Genomic DNA, 23,785 nt, shown 5'->3' on the forward strand with positions numbered 1-23,785 from the left:
GGAATCGGTGGTCGTGATCGGCCTGGGTCGCTTCGGCAGCGCGCTTGCGCTCGAACTCATGCGTGGTGGCACCGAAGTGCTCGGCATCGACGGTGACGAGGACATTGTGCAGGCGCACAACAGCATGCTCACGCACGTCGTGCGTGCCGACTCCACCCGGGAGGCGACTCTGCGCGAGCTGTCCGTTCCCGAGTTCAGCAGCGTGGTCGTGGCCATCGGCGGCGACATCCAGGCGAATATCCTCACCTCGTCGCTGCTGCTCAAACTCGGCATCACAAACATTTGGGCGAAGGCGGTGAGCGATGCGCACGGTGAGATCCTCACCCAACTTGGCGTGCACCACGTGATCTACCCGGAGAAGGACATGGGCAAGCGCGTTGCTCATCTTGTGCGCGGCGCCATGCAGGACTACATCGAGATCGGTGAGAACTTCGCCCTCGTGAAGACCGCGCCTCCCGCCTCACTCATCGGCATTCCGCTCGCCGAGGCCAAGGTGCGGGCCAAACACGGGGTCACCGTCACCGCGTTCCACCGTCCGGGCCTCGGCTGGAGCTACACGTCCCTCGACACGGTGATTGCCGACGGCGACGTGATCCTCATTGCCGGCCAGTCCGAGCGCGTCGAGGCCTACAGTCTGCTGCGCTGAGCGCGCCTCAGTTCTGGCTACGCTGAAGCTGTGACTTCTCAGAATGCGGATGCACGCCCGGGCCGGGCCGGGGCATCCGTTGACTGGACGGGCCATGTGCACGGCAGCGCGAAATACCGTCGGTTGCTGGCTGGCCTCTTTTTCGCCGGCATCGCCACGTTCGCCCAGCTGTATTCGCCCCAGGCGGTGCTCGCGCACATTGCGGACGACTTCACGGTGGGGGCCGCGGATGCCGCGCTCGTCGTGTCGACGTCCACGATCGGTCTCGCCATTGGGGTGATCCCGTGGTCGGTGGTGGCCGACCGGGTTGGCCGGGTGCGCGCCATGTCGATCGCCGTGATCGCGGCGACGGTCTTCGGGCTGCTCGTACCGTTCGCCCCGACGTTCCCGCTGCTGCTGACCGGTCGTTTCGTTGAGGGGCTGATGCTCGGCGGTGTTCCGGCGATCGCGATCGCCTACCTGAGTGAGGAGATCGAACCCCGGCATGCGGCACGTGCCGCGGGCACCTATGTCGCCGGCACCTCGATCGGCGGCCTGCTCGGACGTCTTGTGGCCGGCCCGGTGGCCGAATTGGCGAACTGGCGGGCGGGCGTATTCACGGTCGCGGTGCTGTGCGCGGTGTCTGCAGCGCTGTTCATCGCGCTGATTCCGCACCCGCAGGGCTTCGTTCCGCGCCGGGCTCGTCGGCCAGGCATCGATTCGAGCCTGATTGGGCTGCTCCGCGCCAACCTGCAATCGAGGCGGATGCTCGCCCTCTACGCCCAGGGGTTCCTGCTGATGGGCGGCTTCGTCGCCCTGTACAACTTCCTGGGTTTTCGGCTCGCCGCCGAACCGTTCAACCTGCCACAGTCCCTGGTCAGCCTCGTCTTCGTCGCGTACCTCGCCGGTACATGGTCGTCGGCGCAGGCCGGCATCCTCGCCGCCCGGTTCGGCCGATGGTCGGTGTTGCTCCTGTCGGTGGGCACCATGATCGGTGGCGTTCTGCTCACTCTGTCCGACTCGCTGCCGTTTGCCCTCATCGGGGTGCTGCTGGCCACGGCGGGGTTTTTCGCCGCACACGCCGTCGCCTCCGGCTGGACGGGAACCGAAGCCTCTGTCGGCCGGGCACAGGCATCCTCTCTGTACAATTTGTCGTATTACGCCGGTTCGAGCCTGTTCGGCTGGCTCGGCGGCGTGTTCTTCGTCACCTGGGGGTGGGCGGGAACGGCCGGCATGGTCGCCGGTCTCGCCGCCGTGGCCGCCCTGCTCACCGTGTTGCTGCTGCGCCCCGTTCGGACTGGCACGTGACGGATGCAGCTGCGCGGGTTAGCATCGTGGAATGAGCGCTCGTCAGCAGCCAGGGAAGAACCGTGTGACGCCCGGCCCCGGGCAGGAATCTGTGTGGGATTACCCGCGCCCGCCGCGCGTAGAACGCATGAGTGAGCGGGTCACGATCGAGCTGGATGGCCAGCAGATTCTCGACACGACCGATGTGGTGCGCGTTCTGGAGACGAGTCATCCGCCGGTCTATTACGTGCCCCGCAGCGCTTTCGTTGCGGGTGTGCTGCAGCCCGTCGCCGGGCAGACGATGTGTGAGTTCAAGGGCGCCGCGAGCTACCTCAGCGTGGGAAGCGCCGAGCGGGCCGCATGGTTCTACCCGCAGCCGAGAGCCGGGTTCGAAGGCCTTGAGGGCCGTGTTGCGGTGTACCCGGGTTCGATGGAACGCTGCACGGTTGACGGCGAGACGGTCACGGCCCAGGACGGCGATTTCTACGGCGGTTGGATCACGGCAAAGATCGTCGGCCCGTTCAAGGGTGCTGCCGGCACCTGGGGCTGGTAGCGCGTAAACGGATGCCGTGGGCTGGCTGCATGGGCGGCGCCGACTCAGGGTACCGACAAACCATTCGAGCGGCAGCTCTGCAATTGTTTTGAGAGTGGCGTTTGGCTCGGTGAGGCGTTCGGGTGGCGTTATGCGTTGCACTCATTGACACAGGTGGAGTGGTTATTTTTGTCATTCGCGAGCAGTGCGGGTGGCAGCAAACCCGGCTGAGATGAGAGTGCCCAGAATCCCGCCAAATCCCACGAAGGAGATGGTTGCGATCGCAGTGTTGCTCAGAGTGTCACCGAAGGCGAGCATGAGTGCCCCGTGTACCAGCGCTGCCGAAAACGCGATGGTGACCGTGAATAGTATCCACGGAGCGGCGGTCGGGTCACCACGCCTCCACTCTTCATTGGGCTCGAAGGTGGCACGAGTCTTGATTCCCATCGGCCTGTTTCTTTGCAGTCGTCCACTCTTCGACGCGAAGTACAGGGGCAGGCAGGTGACCCCGACCACCGTGAATACCGACAGGCCAATGAAAAGAAACATCACGCCCCCCGGACTGGCGGTGGACGTCTTTAGATCCGACGGATCCTGGGCAATCCCACCTTTTCCTGAACCCTACTGGCCCCGGCCAGAAAGAAGCAAGCCGACCGCATTGTTTTAGACTCAATCCAGTGTTAGGCCGCAAAACCTGACGATCGAGCACACTGTCGTCGGGGTCATTGGTCTGTGGTGACCCGCGGAACAGGCATCCGACCCAGCTGGGGTTGCCGACGGAACTGCCCGGTGAGTACGAGCACACCGATCACCAGGCCCATGATGATCCACGCCACCCAGACCAGCGGACCGAGCGCTACTGGGTCGGCGACCGAGCCTGCCGCAACGACAAGGCCGAGGAACCCCGCCGTCGCATTGAAGGCACCGTGCGCGAAGACCGCGGGCCAGCGGGAACCCGTGCGCGGGCGCAGCCAGCCGAGGAGCACGCCGTAAAAGGTGCAACCCCCGACCATGAGTCCCACGCCCAGGAGATTTGCACGAGGAGAACGACAACCAGGGTGGCCAGCAGCGGTGTGAACATCACCACCGGCAGAAACAAGCGCAGCGATCGGGTTTGCACGCCCGTCCCCTGCGAGCCAGAGCAGTAGAGCGACGAGCCATGCGGCCCCACAAGCCAGGATGGTGAAGACGATCACGGCTCTCCACGGCACCCGCTCGAGAGTGTGGAGCGCGCCGGAGTAAGGGGATCGCCATCGTTCGCATGGGGAAACTCGCGTTCAGGTGTCACGGCTATGTGCGGGCTTTGGGAGATTCTCGATGCAGCCAGAACGGGAACAGGTTAGCTCTGAACAGCCCCAGAAGGTATCCCGTGTGGGCTGGAACCGCATCCAAATCCCCCCCCCTTTGAAACCGGATTCATTGAACCCTCGTGGCTCTGCTCCATACCGGCGAGCTGTGAATCGCGACGATAAACGGCCACGTTTTTGCATCACTATTTGGCGCCGCCGGCCCGAGTCGCGTTTTCGAAACCCATTGTTTGTGAGGCACTTTGGTTGTGAGGCACCGCAGGGAGCGCGATATGGCCGAACGTTGACGGCGCGGCCTAATCCTGTACATCGAAGTGTCTACGATGTACATTTGAATCATGTCTAATGTCAGTGTCGCAGACGCACGTAACCACTTCTCGGACGTGATCGCCCGCGCCAAAGGGGAAGCTGTGTTCATAGAGCGCCGTGGACAACGTGCAGCAGTGGTCATCAGTCCCGAGCGATATGAGCGGATGCTGGAAGCACTCGAGGACGCCGAGGATGCCGCCGCTTTCGACGACGCGTTGGCGGAAGAAGGGCCAAACATTCCGTGGGCCCAGGTCAAGGCGGACCTGGGCTGGGTATGACGTATCGAATCGAACTGCGACCTGCCGCAGTTCGTGCACTGAAGCACATTGATCACAAAGATCGCGACCGAATCCGTGGTGCGATCGCCCTGCTGGGTGAGGATCCGCGGCCACCCGGTGCCAAGGCACTCCAGGGCCGACCTGGGCTCAGGGTTCGTGTCGCAAACTATCGGATTATCTATACGATTCACGATGACGTTCTACTCGTCGTTGTCGTGTCTCTCGGCCATAGAAGCGACGTCTACGACCGCTAATAGGCCGCCACGGGTCATCCTCTGCGACCGTCACCCAGCGTGTTCGGCCGCCCAGTCAAACATCTCGTCTCGCGATCGATGGATCATACCGCGCAGGTGTTATGCGCCGACCGATCAGCGGTTTTGTGCGTTGGCAGGCCTATCGGTCTGGGAACGTGCCGTGGTAGTCCTGCCAGGTGCCCGCGAGTACTTCCATCGCCGAGCGCTGATGCTGGGGTGACGTGCCATCCTTGCCGGCGAAGTCCATGACGATGTAGTTCACGACGAAGCCATCATCTAGCGAAGAGCCATACTCGGCGGCACGATCCCGGCTCTCAAATCGGATATACGTTGCTTCATCCGTGTCGTACGCCTCCACGCAGCCAAGCTCCTGTCCGCAGGCGGTTCTGGTCATCTCGACTGGGTTCGAGGTGGTGTCGGGAGCATCGTATTCCGCATCCATAACCGTCCGAAGCGTGAGCGAACGATGGTTGTCTAGGAGCGAACATCCTCCCAGGGCGAGAGGGATGACGCAGAGCAACGCTGCCGCGCCGATCTGTGCAAAGGTTCGGCTCATGGCGCGATTCTTCCACACCACGTGGGAAGTGCGGGCGGTTGAAGGTGCGGCGGGAATGTGGCGGCTCATTGGCGGTGACGTGACGTTGTACTGGCAGAGCCTGGCATGCCACCATTCAATCCATGAATACAACGAGGATCGTGCAGCTTCGGCTGGATCATGGTTGGACGCAAGAACGGCTCGCGACGGCAGCCGGTGTCGGGCTAAGAACCATCCAGAGGCTGGAAGCAGGGCAGGAAGCGAGTCTCGAGACATTGTCTTTAGTCGCGTCCGCCCTGCGTGTATCTGTGCACGATCTCTATTCCCAGATCGATGATGCAGTGCTTCGTGACAGGGTCGAGTTCTTCGAATCCCGCGCCGCGGAAGAGCAGTCAGCCCGTGAACGGATCGAGAAGGGGTGGCGTTGGCTTTATGTCGGGATCGGCGTCATCCTCACCTTCGTGAGCTTCACTTTGTCCACGTACGGTGCCACGGTGTTCTTCTCTTATTGGATAGGCGGGTACATGATTCTGGTCTCCGTCCGCAGGATCTACCTCGAACCGCGGCTACAGAAGGACTATCCGCACTCCATGAGTAGGCAGCAGATCCGAGCACGGCGAAACTCAGCGAGAGGCTCGTGGCGAGTCAGGGAAGAAAACGCAACTGCGCGAGAGCAAGCCAGTACAACACCGCCGTTGCACTAGTTTGCAGAAGCCTCATGACCGGACAAACAGCGGTTATCGCTCACGTGGTACCAAAGATTCAGGGTCGCGTCCCGATGAGCGGTTTGGATGCCGACCGCCGTTCAATCGGACTGGGACGGCTTCATGCGTTGTCTTGTATCCCTATTGATCTGGGGCGTCACAGCGGGGCCACATTGAGCACGCCGTCGGTTGCCCCGTGTCGGCTGTGGATTCCGGGTGTCTCGGGGTGGTAGTAACGATTCGTTACGAGGCACTTCGGTTGAGAGACAGCGGCGCGTGGATATAGGCGTAAGGGATCACTTGCGCCCGGTGAGTGAGCACGAAATCCCCAATTTGAGATTTCGTGCTCACGAACAACACGGGTTCGACCCGTCCGTCGGAGGCCTTGAAGGATTCTCTCCGGCCCACAACTGGATGGGTGGATGATCCCGTATCGGTTAGTCGATCCCGCAGTAGGTGCGGGCCACCTGCTCACCCGCGCCAATACGAGCCCGGTGGCGTGTGGTTAGCCTAGAAGCTCGCCGTGATGACATTCACGCGGAAATAATCATCGGGGATGCATGAAAAATACTGTTTGGTTCTTGTGTGGATTTCTTATCAGTCTGATCTATGTCCTACTCACAGGCTTCCTTTCGATTCAGATCGTCGGTCTGGCGGGTGGTGCTGTTTTCGATCTAGGCAATCAACTTGTCGCCGTCACTGAGCCGAACGCCGGCCTGCTTCAAGTACTGACGATTGCTGTAGCTAGTGGCGCAGTGCTGTGGGTGTTGACTGTGGCGATCAGGAGACAACGGTCAGCAGCACGATTCGTGTTCAGAGTGGGATTTGGCCTGGGAACAGTTGCTCAAGTGGTTGCAAGCGTGACTTTGCTCGTCCAAGGATTTACCGTCATGAACCTAAACCGGGGTCCAGCGCCCTGGCTCGAAGGATGGATTACGGAGGGAGGCTCGAACTCGGCCGTGCATGTGGTTCTGATTGTGACGTTCTATCTGCTCGTAAAATCTGTGCTGGCTGCGAGGCGTGGAGATGTCGAAGGCAACGACACCGCGAACCCTGCTGGCTCGGTCGATTGATTCAATGCCCGATCGGGCCGCTGGCGCGTGATGGCCAGGCCGGCTAGCGGCCGGGTTCGACAACACTCTGGCACAACCGTATAGAAACACGACGTCTTGCTGCCTGCCGTATTGGGGCAGATAGCTCCGAGATTTTGGCGAATTTCGGTGATTCTCGCATCTATGTTTCGCAACCAACTGGGTAGGTTGACGTACTCACCGTTGGTTACGAGACGTCAGGAGCATCATGGAAAAATTGATCGGATACGCGTGAGTATCGACTCGGCAGCAGTCAACGGATCGGCAGGAGGCGGACCTTCTAGCCGCAGGCGTCCGTCGCGACGACCTCTACGTCGACCACGGCGCTTCGGGTGCTGGTGCATCGCGGCCACGCTTTGATCTCGCTCTCGACGCGCTCGAAGAAGGCGACACGCTTCTCATAACGGCCCTCGATCGGCTCGGCCGATCGACGCAGAACATGCTCGATTTCGCTCACGGGCTGCGCGAGCGCGGCGCGGGCCTTCGCGTACTGAACCTCGGCGGGGGGAGACGTTGACACCTCGACTCCGATGGGTTCGATGCTGTTCACGATCATGGCTGCGCTGGCGCAGACGGAACACGACATCAAACGCGAGCGGGTCCTTGACTCGATCAGCCAGAGGCGTGCCGCGGGGAAGAGTCTGGGCGGGCGACCTCGCCGGGTCACAGAGAGTCAGATTCGCAGCGCAATCCGCTTGGTTGAGGGCGGCGAGCCCGCTGCCCAGGTTGCCCGCGATTCTGGGATGTCCCGCGCGACGTTTTACAGGAGATCGCGCGCTCTCGGCGAATGAGAGTTCGCGCCATTTAGCCCTGCCGTATTCCGGCCATCGCCTCTGCGATCCACTGCGGCAAGCCGTCCGTATGGTTTCAACGTCGATACAGTGGGTCATGGTCCTCGCGGCGTACGCTCAAGGCATGAGTGACTTTCTGGCCGGCGCAGAACTCGGCACCCGCGTGGTCGTTCGCACGCGAATCGACGGTGGGTACACGGATGCCCTGGGTTACCTGCGATTCGTCGGTGCGGCATCCTGCCGGGTCGAGACAAAACGCGGTCTCGTGACGCTGGCGCTCGCCGACGTCGTGGCCGCGAAAGAGGTTCCCCCGCCCCCGGCGCCGAGGGCGCGGCGACTCCCGGAGTAGGCACGAACGGCGGCGTGCAGTGAGGGCTGCGGGGTACTGTGAGATTGTGAAAACACAGCTCAAGCTCGGGGCCGAAGTACACACGGTCGTCATCACGGTGTCCGACCGGTGTGCCCGCGGCGAACGACCAGACCTCTCCGGCCCCGCCGCCGTGACCGCCCTCGCCGATGCGGGGATTCCCTGCGGCCCGGCCCGCGTCGTGCCCGACGGTGCCGAAAGCGTCACCGGCGCCATCGCGGCGGCGCTCGCTGACGGTGCCCGCCTCGTGATCACGAGCGGCGGCACGGGCGTGAGCGCCCGTGACCTCACCCCAGAGGGCACCTGGCCTGTGCTACGGATTGCGCTGCCCGGCATCGCCGAGCGGCTGCGCGCGCAGAGCGCCAGCACGATCCCCACCGCGGTCCTGTCCCGTGGATTGTCGGGCGTGGCCGACTCAGCCGGAAACGCCGGCGCCCTCGTCGTGAACCTCCCCGGATCCACTGGTGGCGTGCGCGACGGCGTCGCCCTCGTTGCCCCGCTTGTGCGTCACATTCTCGACCAGCTCGACGGCGGCGACCACTGATGCCCGGCCCAGGGCCAACGCCGAATGAGACGGCTGCTCCCGGTTTCGCCCGGGTGACGGATGCCCCCCTCGACATCGGGGAGCACGTCGCCGCGGTGTCCACGAGCGCCTGCGGCGCGGTGGTGACGTTCATCGGTCAGGTGCGCGACCACGACCCCGACGCCGTGAACCGCGTGGTCGGGCTGGAATACAGCGCGCACCCCGACGCGGGGCGCATCATTGGCGAGATTGCCGAACGGATGCGCGCGAAGCATCCGTTGGTGAACCTGGCGGTCAGCCACCGGATCGGCCCTCTTGAGGTGGGCGATCTGGCCCTCGTTGCCGCCGCGGCGAGTGCCCACCGGGCTGTGGCGTTCGCGGCCTGTGAGGATCTCGTGGAGACGGTGAAGGCCGACGTGCCCATTTGGAAGAAGCAGCATGAGATCGACGGCGCCACCTCCTGGGTGGGGCTGGTCTAGGGCTGGGAGCGGAGGCGGCGCAGGGGGTCCTAGCCGCCGGCGAAGGGGGGCAGCACGTCAACGGAATCGGTCTCGGCGAGGTGCGCCGCGTCATCCGTGGCCCGTGAGCCGTTGACGAGAAGTGAGCAGAGGCCGAGAACGCGGGCGAATTCGGGTCCGTAGCGCTGCACGAGCGCGGCCCGCAGCTCGCCGATCGTGCCGGCGTTGACGTTCGCACCGTCGGCGTCGGCGGCCTCGGCGGCTCCGGCGAAGAATCGTATGGTGGCCATCAGAGCTTTTCCGGCGTCCAGGAGAGGGCCAGCTCGGTAGCCGATGCGCAGGCCGCCGCGATGTCGTCGCGGCTGCCACCGTTTCGTGCGGCAGCGAGGCCAACCAGGAACGTGCTCAGCGGCGCGGCCGGGCGAGCCACGTTGTGGGCAACGTCACGGGCCACGTCGAGCAGGGTGGCGACGGGAACATCGGCCGGGTCGAGCCCGAGCTCCTCGGCGAGGGCCACGAGCCATTCGTCGAGCGCCTCGGGGGCAAGTGGGGCGGGTTTCGTCATTCTGCGGTTCTCCCTGCGCTGTCGGTCGCGCTGGTCAACCGCGCGGCGCTCTCCGAAACATCCTGCCATGTGTCCACGTCGGTTGCCGCCCCGGTGTGATCAAGGATGCCGTGAAGCGCGAGTGAACCCACCAGCTGGCGCATGCTGGCCCCCCGCGCCCGTGCACCCAGGCGGTGCATGGCCGGGCGCAGGGCGTCGTTCCGATACGCTGCCGTGAGCCACTGGGCGTGGCCCTCGGCATCGATGAGGTGCAGGCCCTCAACGGCGGGCGAGAGCGTAGGGTCGGCCAGGGTCGCCAGCAGCGTGCGGGCGGCATCCGCTGCCCAGGGCAGATCGCAGGCGAGCAGGAGGAACCAGTCGGGAGGATTCGAGGGGTCGAGTGCGTCAAGGCCCGCCGAGATACCCGCCACGGGGCCGCCAAAAGGCGGATCTTCGAGCGCCCAGAGCGCCTGGGCGTCGCCGGCCGCGGCGTGAGCGGCCGGGGGACCCACGATCACGGTATGTCGCACGAACTCGCGCGCGTCGAGCACCCGAGAGAGCAGCGTACGGCCCGCAACCTCGACCGCGGGCTTCACCGCTCCACCGAGTCTGCTGCCGCGTCCGCCCGCGAGCACGATCAGGTCGACGCTGGGTGCGTCGTTCATCGGCGTGGAACGTTCGTGAGCGGGGCCCGCCGCCGAGCGTGCGGGTGCGTCCCCGGCGACAAGGCGCCCGGCTGATGGCGGCAGCCGACCATGGTGGTACGGTGCGGCGGCGCGAGTGCGGGCATGCGCTACTCGCCTGCGCGGTGCCAGTCGCCTGACTTGCCGCCGGTTTTGGCGAGCAGGCGCACGTTTTCGATCGTGACGGACTTGTCGAGGCCCTTGACCATGTCAACCACGGCGAGGGCGGCGACGGACACGGCCGTCAGGGCCTCCATCTCCACGCCCGTGCGATCGGCGGTGCGCACCGTGGCTGTGATGTCGACGCCCGTATCGCCCACGACGAGGTCGACGACGGCGCCATGCACGCCGATCACGTGAGCGAGGGGCAGCAGGTCAGGGGTCTTCTTGGCGCCCTGAATACCGGCAATGCGGGCAACGGCGAGCACGTCGCCCTTGGGCGCCGTGCCGTCGCGGAGCGCTGCGATGACTTTCTCGCCACAGCGAACGAAGCCGGCGGCGGTGGCGCTGCGAACGGTGGGCTTCTTCTCGGTGACGTCGACCATACGGGCCTGGCCCGTGGCATCCAGGTGGGTGAAGGGCTGGGGGGCCGCGGAGGGCGTCCCGTCGGCGGCAGGGTTCATGATGTCAGCATGACAGTCACGAGGTCACCGTCGCTAATCTGAGTCGAACTTTCCGAAACGATTGCCAGCCCGGTCGCCTGGCCGAGTCCAGCCACGAGGTGTGATCCGGAGCCGCCGGCCGCGGCCGGGCGCACGAGGGTGCGTTCGCCGTCGCGGTCGATGATCACGGGCATGTACTGCGCGCGTCCGGGAGGCGAGCGCCAGCCCCGGTCGACGGTTGCGGTGATGGTCGGGCGGTGCAGGTCGGTGCGTCCAAGCATCCGGCGCAGGGCCGGGCGCACGAAGACCTCGAAGGACACGTAAGCGCTCACCGGGTTGCCGGGTAGCGCAAAGATGACCGGACCGGGGCGGGCCGGTCTGCCGGGCGTTGCCGAGGGATCATCATTCAGCTCGCCCGCTGGGTCGGGTGCGCTGCCGTTTGCGGAGTCGGCGGGCATCGGCCAGCGGCCGAAACCCTGCGGCTTGCCCGGTTGCATCTTCACCGGTCCGAATCGAACGGTGCCGAGCGGGGCGAGCACGGCCTTCACGACGTCGTAGGCGCCCACGCTCACACCCCCGGAAAGCACGATCGCGTCGACCGTTTCGGCCAGTGACGACAGGAGTTCCCGCAGCGTGCGCTCATCGTCGGGAACCGCGCCAACGCGAATGGGGATGCCGCCGGCCTCGGCAACGGCTGCGGCGAGGAGAAAGGAGTTCGAATCGGGAATCTGCCCGCGCCGGGTGGAATCACCGGGAGTCACGAGCTCGCTCCCCGTGGAGATCACGGCTACCCGGGGCGCCGGGTGGGCGAGGACGACGGACGTCCCGGCGCTCGCCGCCGCCGCTATCCGCGTGGGCCAGAGCACCGATCCAGCATGCAGCACCGTGTCGCCGGCGTGCGCGTCTTCGCCGGCGCGACGAATGTGCGCGTGCTCCTTGGGAGCAACGGTGATGGTGACCCACTCGGTCCCTTGGTCGGTGCCTTCGATCGGAACGATCGCGTCCGCCCCATCGGGCAGCGGCGCCCCGGTCATGATGCGTGCCGTTCGGCCGGGTTCGATGAAGGGGTTCTCGGCGGTACCGGCGGCGAGGTCGGCGATCACGGGCAGCGTGATCGGGTTCGTGGGGCTCGCGAGCAGCACGTCAGCGCGACGCACGGCGTAGCCGTCCATCGCCGAATTGTCGAAGGGGGGAGTTGCGGTGGCGCTGTGGATGTCTTCGGCGAGCACCAGCCCACGCACGTCGTCGAGCGACACCTGCGTGGGCGCCAACACATGGCACTCGGCGAGCACGGCCGCCAGCTGCTCGGCCACGGTGCGAGCGGATACCGGTGGCGCACAGGCATCAGCCGCCCGGTCATGCCCGTGCGTGTCTCCCGTGGGCCGAGGGGCGCCCGGCAGGAGTGGGAAGTCGGCCACGTGCTACGTCGCGTCCGCGGCGACAGCGGCGGCGTCGTTCCACGCCACGATCCCCCCGGTGAGTACGCACACATCCGTGAACCCGGCCTCACGCAGCGCGATCGCCGCCCGGTTTGCGCGCGTCCCCGTATGGCAGTGCACGACGAGGGGCAGGTCGCGGGGGAGCGACGCCTGGCCCTGGGCGGTCAGGATGCTGTCGAGCGGCAGGAGTCGGGCATCCGGAATCGCCGTTTCGGCATGCTCACTGGGCTCGCGCACATCGACCACGAGAAAGTCGTCGAGGCCCGCGGACCGGGCGGCGAGCCGTGCCACCAGCTCCGGCGTCGTGATTTCGGGCACGCCGCTCGCCTCGGGAACGGGCGATTCGCCGGGCAGTGGGGCCGCGGCGATTCCGGTGCCCACGAGCGGCACCTCGCTGAATCGTCCGGAGAGTGCGTCGATCACGAGCACCCGTCCGATCAGGGGGGAGCCGATGCCCGTGACGAGTTTGATGGTCTCGGTCGCCATGAGCGAGCCCACCTGGCCGCACAGGGCGCCGAGCACTCCCGCGTCGGCGCAGTTGGGCACCTCTCCCTCGGCGGGCGGGGTCGGGAACAGGTCACGCAGGTGCACGCCGGTGATACCGCTCCCGGCGGGCGGGTTGGCCCAGAACACGGTGAGTTGGGCGTCGAAACGCAGAACGGATGCCCATACGAGTGGAATCCCGAGCGCCGCGCAGGTGTCGTTCACGAGGAACCTGGTGGGGAAGTTGTCGGTGCCGTCGATGATCACGTCGTAATTGCCCAGGATGGCGGCGGCGTTCTGGGCCACCAGGCGTTCGCTGTGCTGGATCACGGTGGCTTCGGGGGCGATGCGGGCGATGGCCTCCGCGGCGCTGGCGACCTTGGGACGCCCGACGTCGGTGACGCCGTGCACGATTTGGCGCTGCAGATTGCTCGGCTCCACGTCGTCGTCGTCGACGATGCCGATGGTGCCCACGCCGGCCGCAGCCAGGTAGAGGAGCGCGGGCGATCCGAGCCCGCCCGCGCCGAGCACGAGGATGCGCGCGTTCGCCAGTCGGCGCTGACCGAGTTCGTTGAGCTGGGGCAGGCGCCGCTGGCGGGCGGTGCGAACGGATTCGGCGGCGCTGAGCCGGTCAACGGGCTCGACGAGAGGGGGGATAGCCATGGTGTTAAGGCTAGGCGGTGTTTGCGCCGCGTGCGACCGGGAGCCAAACCGTGGCGGTCGTCGCTCCTTCCCGCGCCGCGCAGGGGTATTTTCTACGCCGGCGGCGTGTGGTCGCCATGCGCGAAGGCGGGAAGAAATCCAGTAAAGCGACGCAGATGCGGTGATAATATGCACAGTATGGCTCAGTATCGAATCAGTGAGGCGGCCCAGCTCCTGGGCGTCAGTGATGACACCGTGCGTCGCTGGGTTGATGCCGGTCGAATGGATGCCGCGGTGGATTCCGCCGGTCGTCTCGCGATTGACGGCGCCCAACTCGCCGCCTTCGCAGTGGAACAGGCGAGCGCACTTGCCGACCCTTCCCTCGTGGGGCGCAGTGCTCGCAATCGTTTTGTGGGAATCGTGACCGCGATCACCATGGACACCGTCATGGCCCAGGTCGAGTTGCAGTGCGGTGCGCACCGCGTGGTCTCGCTCATGTCGAGCGAGGCCGTGCGTGAGCTCGGCCTCGAAATCGGCTCGCTCAGCGTGGCCGTGATCAAGGCCACGAACGTGATCGTCGAAACCCCGGCCCGCCCGGCATGAGAGCGCGCCTGGTCCTTGCTGCCACGCTGATCGTGGCCCTCGCCGGCTGCGCGAGTACGCCGGTTGCCCGGCCGTCCGGCACGAACGACCTTCACGGATCGGTCATCGTGTTCGCCGCGGCCTCGCTCACGGCCCCCTTCACCCTGATGAAGGCCGCCTTCGAAGCCGAGCACCCCGGAACGACGATCACCCTCAACTTCGCGGGTTCCTCCGACCTGGTCACCCAGATCATCGAGGGCGCACCGGCCGACGTTTTCGCCTCCGCTGACACCAGGAATATGGCCAGGCTGACGGAGGTGTCCCTCGCCGACGCCCCCGTTGACTTCGCCTCGAACACCCTCACCATCGTCGTGCCGCCGGGAAATCCGGGTGGCATTGAATCGTTCGACGATCTCGCTCGAACCGGAGTGTCGACCGTGGTCTGCGCCCCGCAGGTGCCGTGCGGAGCGGCCGCCGTCGCCGTCGAGGCGGCGACGGGCGTCGCGCTCACACCGGTCAGCGAGGAATTCTCCGTGACCGACGTGCTCGGCAAGGTGAGCTCACGTGCAGCGGATGCCGGCCTCGTCTACGTCACGGACGCCTTGGCCGCGGGGAGCGCCGTCGAGGGCATCGCGTTCCCGGAGTCCGCCGGAATCGTGAACACCTACCCGATTGCGGCCCTTACCGATTCGCGCAACCCGGCTCTCGCGGCGGCCTTTGCCGTCTGGGTCGCGAGCGCGCCCGCCCAGAAGATTCTGCGGGTGGCCGGCTTTGGCCGCCCCTGACGCCCGGCGCGCCACCACCGTCTCCGCGGCCGGGACGGCGCACTTCGCATCCGTTCCGGGCTGGGTCATGGCCGTTGCCGCCGTCGGTTCGGTGTTTGTGGTGCTTCCGCTCGTGGCGATGGTCACCCGGGTCAACTGGGGCAGTTTCCTCGAACTCGTCACGAGCGAGTCATCCATTGCCGCGCTGCTGCTGAGCCTGCGCACATCCAGCATCGCCACCGTGCTCTGCGTGCTCGTGGGCGTGCCGATGGCCCTCTCCCTGGCTCGAACGCGGTTCCCGGGGCAAGGCCTGCTGCGCCCGCTCGTTCTCCTGCCGCTCGTTCTGCCGCCGGTTGTCGGCGGAATCGCCCTGCTGTATACGTTCGGGCGCCGCGGACTGCTCGGCGAGACCTTCGAGGTGCTCGGGATCCAGATCGCGTTCTCCACGACGGCCGTCGTGCTCGCGCAGACCTTTGTGGCCCTCCCGTACCTTGTGCTGAGTCTGGAAGGCGGACTCCGCGCCGTCGGAACGCGATACGAAGCCGTCGCCGCCACCCTCGGAGCGGCGCCGACCACGGTGCTGCGCCGGGTCACTTTGCCGCTGGTCCTGCCCGCCATCGTCTCCGGCGCGGTCTTGTCGTTCGCCCGGGCGCTCGGAGAATTCGGCGCGACGCTCACCTTCGCCGGAAGCCTGCAGGGAGTCACCCGAACGCTGCCCCTGGAGATCTACTTGCAGCGGGAAATCGACCCCGATGCCGCCGTGGCCCTCTCGCTCGTGCTCGTCGTGGTGGCCGTGCTCGTGGTGGGCTTTGCACACCGCGGCGCGAACCCGGCCACCGGTTTTCTGCGCAGGGCCGCCTGATGCTGCACCTCAGTGCACGGATGCCCGAGCGCGGCCTCGACGTGCGACTGCACGTTGAGCGCGGCGAGACCGTCGCCATCCTCGGGCCGAACGGCGCCGGAAAATCCACGCTCCTCGGGGTGCTCGCCGGCCTGGTGCGCCCGGAAACCGGTCGGGCCGCACTCGCCGGGCGCGCCCTCTTCCGTTTGGGATCAGAGTCGGCCGACGATCAGCACGGTCACGCGTCCCGGGAATTCGCCGCGCCGGGCGGCTCCCGCACCGGCCGCCCCCAAGACACCTGGCTGCCGCCGCATGCCCGCGGTGTCGCGCTCCTCGCCCAGGATGCCCTGCTCTTTCCCCACCTGAGCAGCGCCGCCAATGTGGCCTTCGGCCCGCGAAGTGCCGGGGCAACCCGGCGAGAGGCCCAGGCCAGGGCGCTCCACTGGCTGGGTGAGGTCGATGCAACCGACCTCGCCGCACGCCGCCCGGCACGGCTCTCGGGCGGGCAGGCGCAGCGGGTGGCCGTCGCCCGTGCCCTCGCCGCGGAGCCGCAACTCTTGTTGCTCGACGAGCCACTCGCCGCGCTCGACGTGGCCGCGGCGCCCGTGCTACGGCGCATGCTCCGCCGGGTGCTCGCCGACCAGACCGTGCTCATCGTGACCCACGACGTGCTCGACGCCCTCACCCTCGCGGACCGGGTCGTGGTGATGCACGAGGGGCGCATCATCGAACAGGGTCCCACCCGCGATGTTCTCGAGCGCCCCCGCACGCGTTTCACCGCCGACCTCGCTGCCCTTAACCTCATCACCGGAACGAACACGCACGCCGGTGTGGTGATGGATGCCGACGCAACCGTCATCCTGCCCTGCCCCTCCGGCGCCCCGGCCGACATGCCGGCAGGTTCGCGCGTCGGTGTGGCCGTTCGTCCCGCGAACGTGCTCGTCTCGCTCACCGAACCCCGGGGCCCGAATCTCACGGTGCTGCCCGCGCTTGTGCGCGACCTTGAGCCTCGCGGCGACGTCGTGCGGGTACGCTCCGACGGACTCTTCGCCGATCTCACTCCCCGGGTGATCGCCGATCTCGATCTCGGGCCGGGCATCCGCGCCTACTTTTCGTTCGCCGCTGTCGACGCCGTCACTTACCCCCTCTGACCCGCCGGCCCCACGCAAAACCGGTGATGCTGAGACACGCCGGGCCGGTGTGCCACCCGGCACGGCGCGTCGCGAAATGTGCCGGTTTTAGCAGGCGTCAGGGTCGACGGATGCCTCCCCGGCCCGGAACGCCCGGCACCTGAGCGGACCTGACGAACAGAAAAGGACCATAGCTCCCGGTAAGCCGGGAGCTATGGTCCTGTGTGAGTAGGGTGGCGGAGAATGGGGGATTCGAACCCCCGAGGGCTTTCACCCAACACGCTTTCCAAGCGTGCGCCATAGGCCACTAGGCGAATTCTCCTGGCCGGCCGTTTCCCAAGGGAACGGCACCAGAGAATCCTACCTGTTTCTGGCGGCGTCTGCTGCCACCGCTGCTTCGGTCACTCAAACCGCCGGGAAATGGCGGGTGTGAATGATGCGGCCCGATCTCGCCTAAGCTAGTGTACGGCTCCTCGCGTGGCGCCATCCAGGCCAATTCCCCCAGGACGGAAACGTAGCAAGGGTAACCGGGCTCTGGCGGGTGCGCGGGGGGTCCTTCTCTTTTTAAGGATCCGCACCCGGAGTCCGCCCGAAGTCGGGACCGATGGCCCTTGAGCGGTCGTGACGGCATCCCTAAACTGGCCCGGTGCGGCCGCCGCGCCGTGGGATGCGAAGGACCGATGCCTGATTCGACGACCACCCCCGTGACCTCCTGGCCTGCGCAACCGCCGGCGCCTCTGGACGCCGCAGCGCTCGCGAGCATCGATGCGTGGTGGCGGGCCGCGAACTACCTCTCGATCGGGCAGATCTATCTGCTCGGCAACGCCCTGCTCCGGGAGCCGCTTCGCGCTGAGCACATCAAGCCGCGGCTGCTCGGGCACTGGGGCACAACGCCCGGACTGAATTTTCTCTATGCGCACCTCAATCGGGCCATCCTCGAGCGCAAGCTGAGCACGCTCTATGTGACCGGCCCCGGTCACGGCGGCCCCGGCATGGTCGCGAACGCCTACCTTGACGGCACGTACTCCGAGATCTACAGCGACATCGAGCAGACCGAGGCCGGGGTGCAGAAACTCTTCCGGCAATTCTCCTTCCCCGGCGGCATCCCCAGCCACGCCTCACCGGAGTTGCCGGGGTCGATTCACGAGGGCGGCGAGCTCGGCTACGCCCTGAGTCACGCCTACGGGGCGGCGTTCGACAACCCCGACCTGCTGGTGGCGGCCGTGGTCGGCGATGGCGAAGCGGAGACCGGTCCCCTCGCCACCAGCTGGCACTCGAACAAGTTCATCGACCCCCTGCACGACGGCGTCGTGCTGCCCATCCTGCATCTCAACGGCTACAAGATCGCCAACCCCACCGTGCTCGCCCGCATCCCCGAGGCCGAGCTGCTGAACCTCATGCGCGGCTACGGGCACACGCCGCACATCGTGTCCGGCGGCTTCCACGGCGAAGACCCGATGCTCGTTCACGCGCGCATGGCCGAGACCCTCGACGTGGTGCTGAACGAGATCTCGGAGATCAAGCGCGCCGCCGCGCAGGCGAACGCCGCCGGTGAAGACTTCGCGCGGCCGCTGTGGCCGATGATCATCCTCCGAACTCCCAAGGGCTGGACCTGCCCGGCCGAGATCGACGGTCTTCCGGTCGAGGGAACGTGGCGCGCCCACCAGGTGCCGCTCGGCAACGCCCGCGACACCGAGGCGCACACTCGACTGCTCGAAGAGTGGATGCACTCCTACCGTCCGGAGGAACTCTTCGACGAGAGCGGCGCCCCCGCGGCAGGCATCACCGCGCTCGCCCCGAGCGGACCCCTGCGCATGAGCGCCAACCCGGTGTCCAACGGGGGACTGCTGCGCCGCAATCTTGACCTGCCTGACTTTCGCGATTTCGCCGTTGACGTGCCCGCGCCGGGGGCGACGCTGGGCGAGGCCACGCGCGTGCTCGGCGGTTACCTGGCCGAGGTCATCCGCTTGAATCCGGACAATTTTCGCATCTTCGGCCCCGACGAGACCGCGTCGAATCGGTTGGCGCCGGCCGTGTATGAGGCGACCGATAAACAGTGGAACGCCGAGATTCGGCCCAATGACATGAACCTGGCGCGGGCCGGCCGGGTGATGGAGATGCTCAGTGAGCACCAGTGCCAGGGCTGGCTCGAGGGCTACCTGCTCACCGGCCGGCACGGCCTGTTCAACTGCTACGAGGCGTTCATTCACATCGTGGATTCCATGTTCAACCAGCACGCCAAGTGGCTCAAGGTCACCGCCGACATCCCGTGGCGCGCACCGATTTCGAGCCTCAACTACCTACTGAGTTCGCACGTGTGGCGGCAGGACCACAACGGGTTCTCGCACCAGGATCCCGGCTTCATCGATCACGTCGTGAACAAGAGCGCCGATGTCGTGCGGGTGTATCTGCCGTTCGACGCGAACACACTGCTCAGCACCTACGACCACTGCCTGCGCAGCGTGAACTACGTGAACGTCGTCGTGGCGGGCAAGCAGCCGGCACCCAACCTGCTCACCATGGAGGAGGCCGTGGCCCACTGCACCCGCGGCCTCGGCATCTTCGACTGGGCCGGCACCGAGACGCCCGGGATGTCGCCCGACGTGGTACTCGCGGCTGCCGGCGATGTTCCAACGCTGGAGGTACTCGCCGCTGCGGCGATCCTGCGCGAGCACCTGCCGTCCCTCGCGGTGCGCGTGGTGAATGTCGTCGACCTCATGCGGCTGCAATCGGCCGAGGATCACCCGCACGGTCTCTCCGACCGTGAGTTCGACGCGATCTTCACGCCGGACAAACCGATCGTGTTCGCCTACCACGGCTACCCCTGGCTGATCCATCGGCTCACTTACAAGCGCACCGGGCACGACAACCTGCACGTGCGCGGCTACAAGGAGATCGGAACCACCACGACGCCGTTCGACATGGTGATGCTCAACGACCTCGACAGGTACCACCTCGTGATGGACGTGATCGATCGAGTTCCCGGCCTCGGCGCCAGGGCCGGCTTGCTGCGGCAGCAGATGCAGGATGCCCGACTGCTCGCCCGCCAGTACACGCGCGACCATGGGGAAGACGCGCCTGAGGTCGCCGATTGGGCCTGGGGACAGGCCCCCGAGGCGGCTGCTGAGCCTCCTGTTTAGGGGAACCTGACTGGCGGTGACAAAGTGAAGGGGCATACTAGGCAGGTTGGCCCTGCGTTCCGTTCGGCGATCCACGCCAGCACTGGCCGCTGAGATTTCGCCGGAGAACCGCCGGTCAACACTTTCAAAACGGTGCGTCCTCTCGCAGGGGCCACACCAGTATTTAGTTGCGATTCGGTCGATGTTGCCCGTTCCACGGGCAGGGAACACCGCGTCCTGCACTCTCTCATCCGCAAGAAGATTGAATGGATACCGTGGCACGAAGCATCTACATCACCTCGGCCGAAGGCAACACCGGCAAGTCCACCATCGCGCTCGGCGTGCTCGACACCCTCACCCATTCGGTGCAGCGCGTCGGTGTGTTCCGCCCGGTTGCTCGCTCGACGGACGAACCCGACTACGTTGTCGAGCTGCTGCTTCGGCACCTGAACGCCGGCGAGCCGGCCGGCGCGGTCTCCGCTCAGGACTACGAGCAGAGCATCGGAGTCACCTACGACGCGGTGAACAGCGACCCGGACGCCGCGCTCGCCCGCATCGTGCAGCGCTACAAGGCCGTCGAGGCGGTGTGTGACACCGTCGTCATCGTTGGCAGCGACTACACCGACGTGGGCAGTCCCACCGAGCTCGCCTTCAACGCGCGCATCGCCGCCAACCTCGGCGCTCCCGTGCTGCTCGTGCTCGGCGGACGCGTGGGCCAGGGGCAGGGAGAATGGCTCGGCCAGAGTGACCCGCGCTCCACGAGTGACATCCGTCAGCAGACCGACGTGGCGCTCGCCGAGTTGCGCGACGAACACGCATCCGTTCTTGCCATCGTCGTGAACCGAGCGGATGCCGCACAGCTCAACGAGGTCGTCGCCGCCGTTCGGACAGTGGTCGATGCACCGAGCAACCGCGGGGAGTCCACCGTGGGCATCCCCGTGTGGGCCGTGCCCGAAGACCCCTACCTCGTGGCGCCGAGCATGAAGAGCATCATGCAGGCCGTGGACGGCGCGCTCATCAAGGGCGACCCCGAACTGCTCGCCCGCGAAGCGCTCGGCGTGGTCGTGGCGGCTATGTCAATGGTCAACGTGCTGCCACGGCTCATCGAAGGCTCCGTCGTGGTGGTGCCCGGCGACCGCGAGGACGTGCTGCTCGCCGTGCTGATGGCCAACTCGGCCGCCACCTTCCCCTCTATCGCCGGCATCGTGCTCAACGGCGGCTTCGAGCTGCCCGAGCAGATCCAGCGCCTGATGGAGGGGCTCACCCCCTCGCTGCCGATCATCAGCACCAAGCTCGGCTCGTACGAGACGGCGCTGCGGGTCACCCACACTCGCGGGCGCCTCGCCGCCGATTCACAGCGCAAGCATGACACCGCGCTGGCCCTGTTCGAGAAGCACGTCGACGCATCCGCTCTACTCGAACGCCTCGAGGTGAGCCGCGCCGACGTCGTGACCCCGCTCATGTTCGAGTATGCCCTGCTCGAGCGCGCCCGCAGCAAACGCCGCCACATCGTGTTGCCGGAGGGCGACGACGACCGCGTGCTGCGCGCCGCCGCCACGCTGCTCGCCCGAGACGTGGCCGACCTCACCATCCTCGGTGAGGAGATCGAGGTGCGCTCCCGCGCGATCGGTCTTGGCCTCGACATTTCGAAGGCGCACATCCTGAGCCCGTTCGACGACGTGCTGCGTCTGCGTTTCGCTGAGGAATACGCTCGGCTGCGCGCCCACAAGGGCGTCACCCTGGACCAGGCACGCGACACCGTGACCGACCTCTCCTTCTTCGGAACGATGATGGTGCAGCTCGGCATCGCCGACGGCATGGTTTCCGGCGCCACCCACACGACCGCGCACACCATCCGGCCGAGCTTCCAGATCATCAAGACCCGGCCAGGCGTCGGCGTGGTGTCGAGCGTATTCCTGATGGCGCTCGCGGACCGCGTGCTCGTCTATGGCGACTGCGCGATCATCCCGGACCCCACGGCCGAGGAGCTGGCGGACATCGCCATCTCCGCCTCCGAGACTGCCGTGCAGTTCGGCATCGAGCCCCGCATCGCGATGCTCTCCTACTCCACGGGCGAGTCGGGCGAGGGCGCCGACGTTGACAAGGTGCGCGCCGCGACCGCCCTCGTGCGCCAGCGCCGCCCCGACCTGCTGGTCGAGGGGCCGATTCAGTACGACGCCGCAGCGGATGCCGCGGTGGCGGCCACGAAGATGCCCGGTTCCCAGGTCGCCGGCCGGGCCACCGTGTTCATCTTCCCCGACCTGAACACCGGTAACAACACCTACAAGGCGGTGCAGCGCTCGGCCAACGCCGTCGCGATCGGACCGATCCTGCAGGGCCTGCGCAAGCCGATCAATGACCTGTCCCGCGGAGCGCTTGTGCAGGACATCGTCAACACCGTCGCCATCACGGCCATCCAGGCAGCCTCCCTCGATGAGGCGGCCGCCGCCGCGGTGTCGGCCGCGGCCGGGGTGCACGCATGACCGCGGTGCTCGTGGTCAACTCCGGATCCTCGTCGTTCAAATACCAGCTGATCGAGATGAGCACCGAGACGACTCTCGCGAGCGGCCTCGTCGAGCGCATCGGCGAGCTGATGGGCCAGTCCTCGCACACCGTCGCCTCCGGGTCGACGGATACCGCGGCATCCGTTCGCGAAACGGCGACCACTGAGCGGGAGCTGCCCATTCCCGACCACACGGCGGGCTTCGCCGTGATGCTGGAGGCGTTCCGTGACCACGGACCGTCGCTCGATGACCACGCGCCCGTGGCCGTCGGGCACCGCGTCGTGCATGGCGGAGCTCGTTTTCACGAGCCGACGGTCGTGACCGAGGCGGTCGAGCGCGACATCGACGAGCTCGCCGGGCTCGCGCCGCTGCACAACCCCGGCGCCCTGCAGGGCATCACGGCCGCGATCGAAGCGTTCGCGTCGGTGCCGCACGTGGCCGTCTTTGACACCGCCTTTCACCAGACGCTGCCGCCCGAGGCCTTCACCTACGCCATCAACGCGGACCTCGCCGAACGTTTTCGGGTGCGCCGGTACGGGTTCCACGGCACCTCACACAGTTTTGTTTCCCGCGCCGGCGCCGACTTCCTGGGCCGCCCCGTGGAGGACCTGAACCAGATCGTGCTGCACCTCGGCAACGGCGGCTCCGTCTGCGCCGTGCGCGCCGGCCGCTCGGTCGAGACGAGCATGGGCATGACCCCGCTCGAAGGACTCGTCATGGGCACCCGCTCCGGCGACATCGACCCGGGCGTCTTGTTCCACCTGCACCGCAAGGCCGGCCTCGACATCGACGACCTCGACGCCCTGCTCAACCGGGGGAGCGGCCTGCTCGGGCTCACCGGACGCGGCGACCTGCGCGACGTGGTCACGGCCGCCGACTCCGGCGACGGGCCGTCCCAGCTGGCCCTCGACGTGTACGTGCACCGGCTCAAGGGTTATGTCGGGTCGTACTACGCCCAGCTCGGCCACGTCGACGTCATCACCTTCACGGCCGGCGTCGGCGAGAACAGCGCTCTCATACGCGGCCGTGCCCTGGCCGGGCTCGAGGCGCTCGGCATCATCATCGACGCGGAGCGCAACGAGGCACGCACGCGCGGCCCGCGGCGCATCTCGACCGACGACTCCGCCGTCACCGTGCTCGTCATCCCCACCAACGAGGAGCTCGAGATCGCCCGCCAGACCCTCTCCAAGGTCGGCTAACCCCGCACCAACCCGGCCACCCTTCCCGCAAAACCGGTGTTTTCGAGACACGCCGAGCTGCCGCGCCGCGCGGGCCGGCGTGTCGCGAACTTTGCCGGTTTTAGGGTGACGTGCGGCTCGGCGACGGGTGACGGATGTCCCGGGGAGCCGGGAGCGTCGGCATCCGCGTGCGGTGTGCGGTGTGCGCAAAAC

At 66.7% G+C, this 23,785-nt stretch carries 26 protein-coding genes, 1 tRNA gene, 1 other RNA gene and 1 pseudogene; 19 read left to right on the forward strand and 10 right to left on the reverse strand.

The window, feature by feature from the left end:
- Positions 1-7: 7 nt before the first annotated feature.
- Genes EDD25_RS11025 through EDD25_RS11035 form a run of 3 tightly spaced genes read left to right on the forward strand, consistent with a single transcriptional unit; the run spans position 8 to position 2,465 of the window.
- Positions 8-646, forward strand: coding sequence for a potassium channel family protein (locus tag EDD25_RS11025; RefSeq protein ID WP_134175393.1), 639 nt, complete (start codon positions 8-10; stop codon positions 644-646).
- A gap of 30 nt (positions 647-676) precedes the next feature.
- Complete coding sequence (locus tag EDD25_RS11030) at positions 677-1,933, forward strand: MFS transporter (protein ID WP_241986524.1); 1,257 nt, start codon at positions 677-679, stop codon at positions 1,931-1,933.
- 31 nt (positions 1,934-1,964) lie between these two features.
- The gene (locus EDD25_RS11035; RefSeq protein ID WP_134173314.1) at positions 1,965-2,465 is read left to right on the forward strand and encodes a DUF427 domain-containing protein; all 501 of its coding nucleotides are present in this window, start codon (positions 1,965-1,967) and stop codon (positions 2,463-2,465) included.
- A 171-nt stretch (positions 2,466-2,636) separates the two neighbouring features.
- On the opposite strand, the gene EDD25_RS11040 is transcribed toward EDD25_RS11035, so the two are convergent.
- Complete coding sequence (locus tag EDD25_RS11040) at positions 2,637-2,891, reverse strand: hypothetical protein (protein ID WP_134173315.1); 255 nt, start codon at positions 2,889-2,891, stop codon at positions 2,637-2,639.
- 275 nt (positions 2,892-3,166) lie between these two features.
- Positions 3,167-3,655 (reverse strand): CPBP family glutamic-type intramembrane protease, encoded by a 489-nt coding sequence (locus EDD25_RS11045; RefSeq protein WP_134173316.1) that lies wholly within the window; start codon positions 3,653-3,655, stop codon positions 3,167-3,169.
- 434 nt (positions 3,656-4,089) lie between these two features.
- Between EDD25_RS11045 and EDD25_RS11050 the strand changes: the two genes are divergently transcribed.
- On the forward strand, positions 4,090-4,338 hold the full coding sequence (locus EDD25_RS11050) for a type II toxin-antitoxin system Phd/YefM family antitoxin (RefSeq protein WP_134173317.1): 249 nt from the start codon (positions 4,090-4,092) through the stop codon (positions 4,336-4,338).
- Entirely contained in the window at positions 4,335-4,592 is a 258-nt protein-coding gene (locus EDD25_RS11055; protein ID WP_134173318.1) for a type II toxin-antitoxin system RelE family toxin, read from the forward strand. Before EDD25_RS11050 ends, EDD25_RS11055 begins: the two co-directional genes overlap by 4 nt.
- Positions 4,593-4,731: 139 nt before the next feature.
- Here the strand turns inward: EDD25_RS11055 and EDD25_RS11060 are convergent, their stop codons facing one another.
- Positions 4,732-5,148, reverse strand: a complete 417-nt coding sequence (locus EDD25_RS11060; protein ID WP_134173319.1) for a hypothetical protein — start codon at positions 5,146-5,148, stop codon at positions 4,732-4,734.
- 122 nt (positions 5,149-5,270) lie between these two features.
- Between EDD25_RS11060 and EDD25_RS11065 the strand changes: the two genes are divergently transcribed.
- The 6 genes and pseudogenes from EDD25_RS11065 to EDD25_RS11090 all read left to right on the forward strand — a co-directional run bounded on the left by EDD25_RS11065 (position 5,271) and on the right by EDD25_RS11090 (position 9,082).
- Positions 5,271-5,831, forward strand: coding sequence for a helix-turn-helix domain-containing protein (locus EDD25_RS11065; protein ID WP_134173320.1), 561 nt, complete (start codon positions 5,271-5,273; stop codon positions 5,829-5,831).
- A 560-nt stretch (positions 5,832-6,391) separates the two neighbouring features.
- Positions 6,392-6,904 (forward strand): hypothetical protein, encoded by a 513-nt coding sequence (locus EDD25_RS11070; RefSeq protein WP_134173321.1) that lies wholly within the window; start codon positions 6,392-6,394, stop codon positions 6,902-6,904.
- Between the two features lie 226 nt (positions 6,905-7,130).
- Positions 7,131-7,713, forward strand: a pseudogene (locus EDD25_RS17990) (recombinase family protein).
- Between the two features lie 124 nt (positions 7,714-7,837).
- Entirely contained in the window at positions 7,838-8,062 is a 225-nt protein-coding gene (locus tag EDD25_RS11080; RefSeq protein WP_134173322.1) for a putative acetyltransferase, read from the forward strand.
- Positions 8,063-8,108: 46 nt separating this feature from the next.
- Positions 8,109-8,624, forward strand: a complete 516-nt coding sequence (locus EDD25_RS11085) for a MogA/MoaB family molybdenum cofactor biosynthesis protein (protein ID WP_134173323.1) — start codon at positions 8,109-8,111, stop codon at positions 8,622-8,624.
- Complete coding sequence (locus EDD25_RS11090) at positions 8,624-9,082, forward strand: molybdenum cofactor biosynthesis protein MoaE (protein WP_134173324.1); 459 nt, start codon at positions 8,624-8,626, stop codon at positions 9,080-9,082. Before EDD25_RS11085 ends, EDD25_RS11090 begins: the two co-directional genes overlap by 1 nt.
- Before the next feature lie 29 nt (positions 9,083-9,111).
- On the opposite strand, the gene EDD25_RS11095 is transcribed toward EDD25_RS11090, so the two are convergent.
- The 6 genes from EDD25_RS11095 to EDD25_RS11120 all read right to left on the reverse strand — a co-directional run bounded on the left by EDD25_RS11095 (position 9,112) and on the right by EDD25_RS11120 (position 13,475).
- A complete protein-coding gene (locus EDD25_RS11095) occupies positions 9,112-9,351 on the reverse strand; it encodes a MoaD/ThiS family protein (protein ID WP_134173325.1) in 240 nt (79 codons plus the stop codon).
- Positions 9,351-9,626, reverse strand: coding sequence for a DUF6457 domain-containing protein (locus tag EDD25_RS11100; RefSeq protein WP_134173326.1), 276 nt, complete (start codon positions 9,624-9,626; stop codon positions 9,351-9,353). Before EDD25_RS11100 ends, EDD25_RS11095 begins: the two co-directional genes overlap by 1 nt.
- Positions 9,623-10,270 carry a molybdenum cofactor guanylyltransferase gene (gene mobA / locus EDD25_RS11105; RefSeq protein WP_134173327.1) on the reverse strand — a complete coding sequence of 216 codons (648 nt, stop codon included), beginning with the start codon at positions 10,268-10,270 and terminating at the stop codon, positions 9,623-9,625. Before mobA ends, EDD25_RS11100 begins: the two co-directional genes overlap by 4 nt.
- 128 nt (positions 10,271-10,398) lie before the next feature.
- A complete protein-coding gene (gene moaC / locus EDD25_RS11110; protein ID WP_134173328.1) occupies positions 10,399-10,911 on the reverse strand; it encodes a cyclic pyranopterin monophosphate synthase MoaC in 513 nt (170 codons plus the stop codon).
- Positions 10,908-12,203, reverse strand: a complete 1,296-nt coding sequence (locus tag EDD25_RS11115) for a molybdopterin molybdotransferase MoeA (protein ID WP_198418889.1) — start codon at positions 12,201-12,203, stop codon at positions 10,908-10,910. The genes moaC and EDD25_RS11115 overlap by 4 nt, the downstream gene beginning before the upstream one ends.
- A gap of 108 nt (positions 12,204-12,311) precedes the next feature.
- Positions 12,312-13,475 carry a ThiF family adenylyltransferase gene (locus EDD25_RS11120; protein ID WP_134173329.1) on the reverse strand — a complete coding sequence of 388 codons (1,164 nt, stop codon included), beginning with the start codon at positions 13,473-13,475 and terminating at the stop codon, positions 12,312-12,314.
- A gap of 177 nt (positions 13,476-13,652) precedes the next feature.
- Between EDD25_RS11120 and EDD25_RS11125 the strand changes: the two genes are divergently transcribed.
- The 4 genes from EDD25_RS11125 (at position 13,653) to EDD25_RS11140 (ending at position 16,792) form a co-directional block, all read left to right on the forward strand.
- A complete protein-coding gene (locus tag EDD25_RS11125) occupies positions 13,653-14,057 on the forward strand; it encodes a TOBE domain-containing protein (RefSeq protein ID WP_134173330.1) in 405 nt (134 codons plus the stop codon).
- Complete coding sequence (modA, locus tag EDD25_RS11130; protein WP_134173331.1) at positions 14,054-14,821, forward strand: molybdate ABC transporter substrate-binding protein; 768 nt, start codon at positions 14,054-14,056, stop codon at positions 14,819-14,821. Before EDD25_RS11125 ends, modA begins: the two co-directional genes overlap by 4 nt.
- Positions 14,822-14,888: 67 nt before the next feature.
- Positions 14,889-15,662, forward strand: coding sequence for an ABC transporter permease (locus EDD25_RS11135; protein ID WP_134175398.1), 774 nt, complete (start codon positions 14,889-14,891; stop codon positions 15,660-15,662).
- A complete protein-coding gene (locus EDD25_RS11140) occupies positions 15,659-16,792 on the forward strand; it encodes a sulfate/molybdate ABC transporter ATP-binding protein (protein ID WP_422386796.1) in 1,134 nt (377 codons plus the stop codon). Before EDD25_RS11135 ends, EDD25_RS11140 begins: the two co-directional genes overlap by 4 nt.
- A gap of 213 nt (positions 16,793-17,005) precedes the next feature.
- Here the strand turns inward: EDD25_RS11140 and EDD25_RS11145 are convergent.
- Positions 17,006-17,093 (reverse strand) — tRNA-Ser (locus EDD25_RS11145).
- Positions 17,094-17,235: 142 nt separating this feature from the next.
- Between EDD25_RS11145 and ffs the strand changes: the two genes are divergently transcribed.
- From ffs to EDD25_RS11165, 4 genes are all read left to right on the forward strand, one after another.
- Positions 17,236-17,332: signal recognition particle sRNA small type (gene ffs / locus EDD25_RS11150), an RNA gene on the forward strand.
- A gap of 119 nt (positions 17,333-17,451) precedes the next feature.
- On the forward strand, positions 17,452-19,911 hold the full coding sequence (locus EDD25_RS11155) for a phosphoketolase family protein (protein WP_134173333.1): 2,460 nt from the start codon (positions 17,452-17,454) through the stop codon (positions 19,909-19,911).
- Between the two features lie 254 nt (positions 19,912-20,165).
- Entirely contained in the window at positions 20,166-22,373 is a 2,208-nt protein-coding gene (gene pta, locus EDD25_RS11160) for a phosphate acetyltransferase (protein WP_134175400.1), read from the forward strand.
- On the forward strand, positions 22,370-23,593 hold the full coding sequence (locus EDD25_RS11165) for an acetate/propionate family kinase (protein ID WP_134173334.1): 1,224 nt from the start codon (positions 22,370-22,372) through the stop codon (positions 23,591-23,593). Before pta ends, EDD25_RS11165 begins: the two co-directional genes overlap by 4 nt.
- The last annotated feature ends 192 nt before the right edge of the window (positions 23,594-23,785 follow it).

The sequence above is a fragment of the Cryobacterium psychrophilum genome (assembly GCF_004365915.1).
GTDB classification, from domain to species: Bacteria; Actinomycetota; Actinomycetes; order Actinomycetales; family Microbacteriaceae; genus Cryobacterium; species Cryobacterium psychrophilum.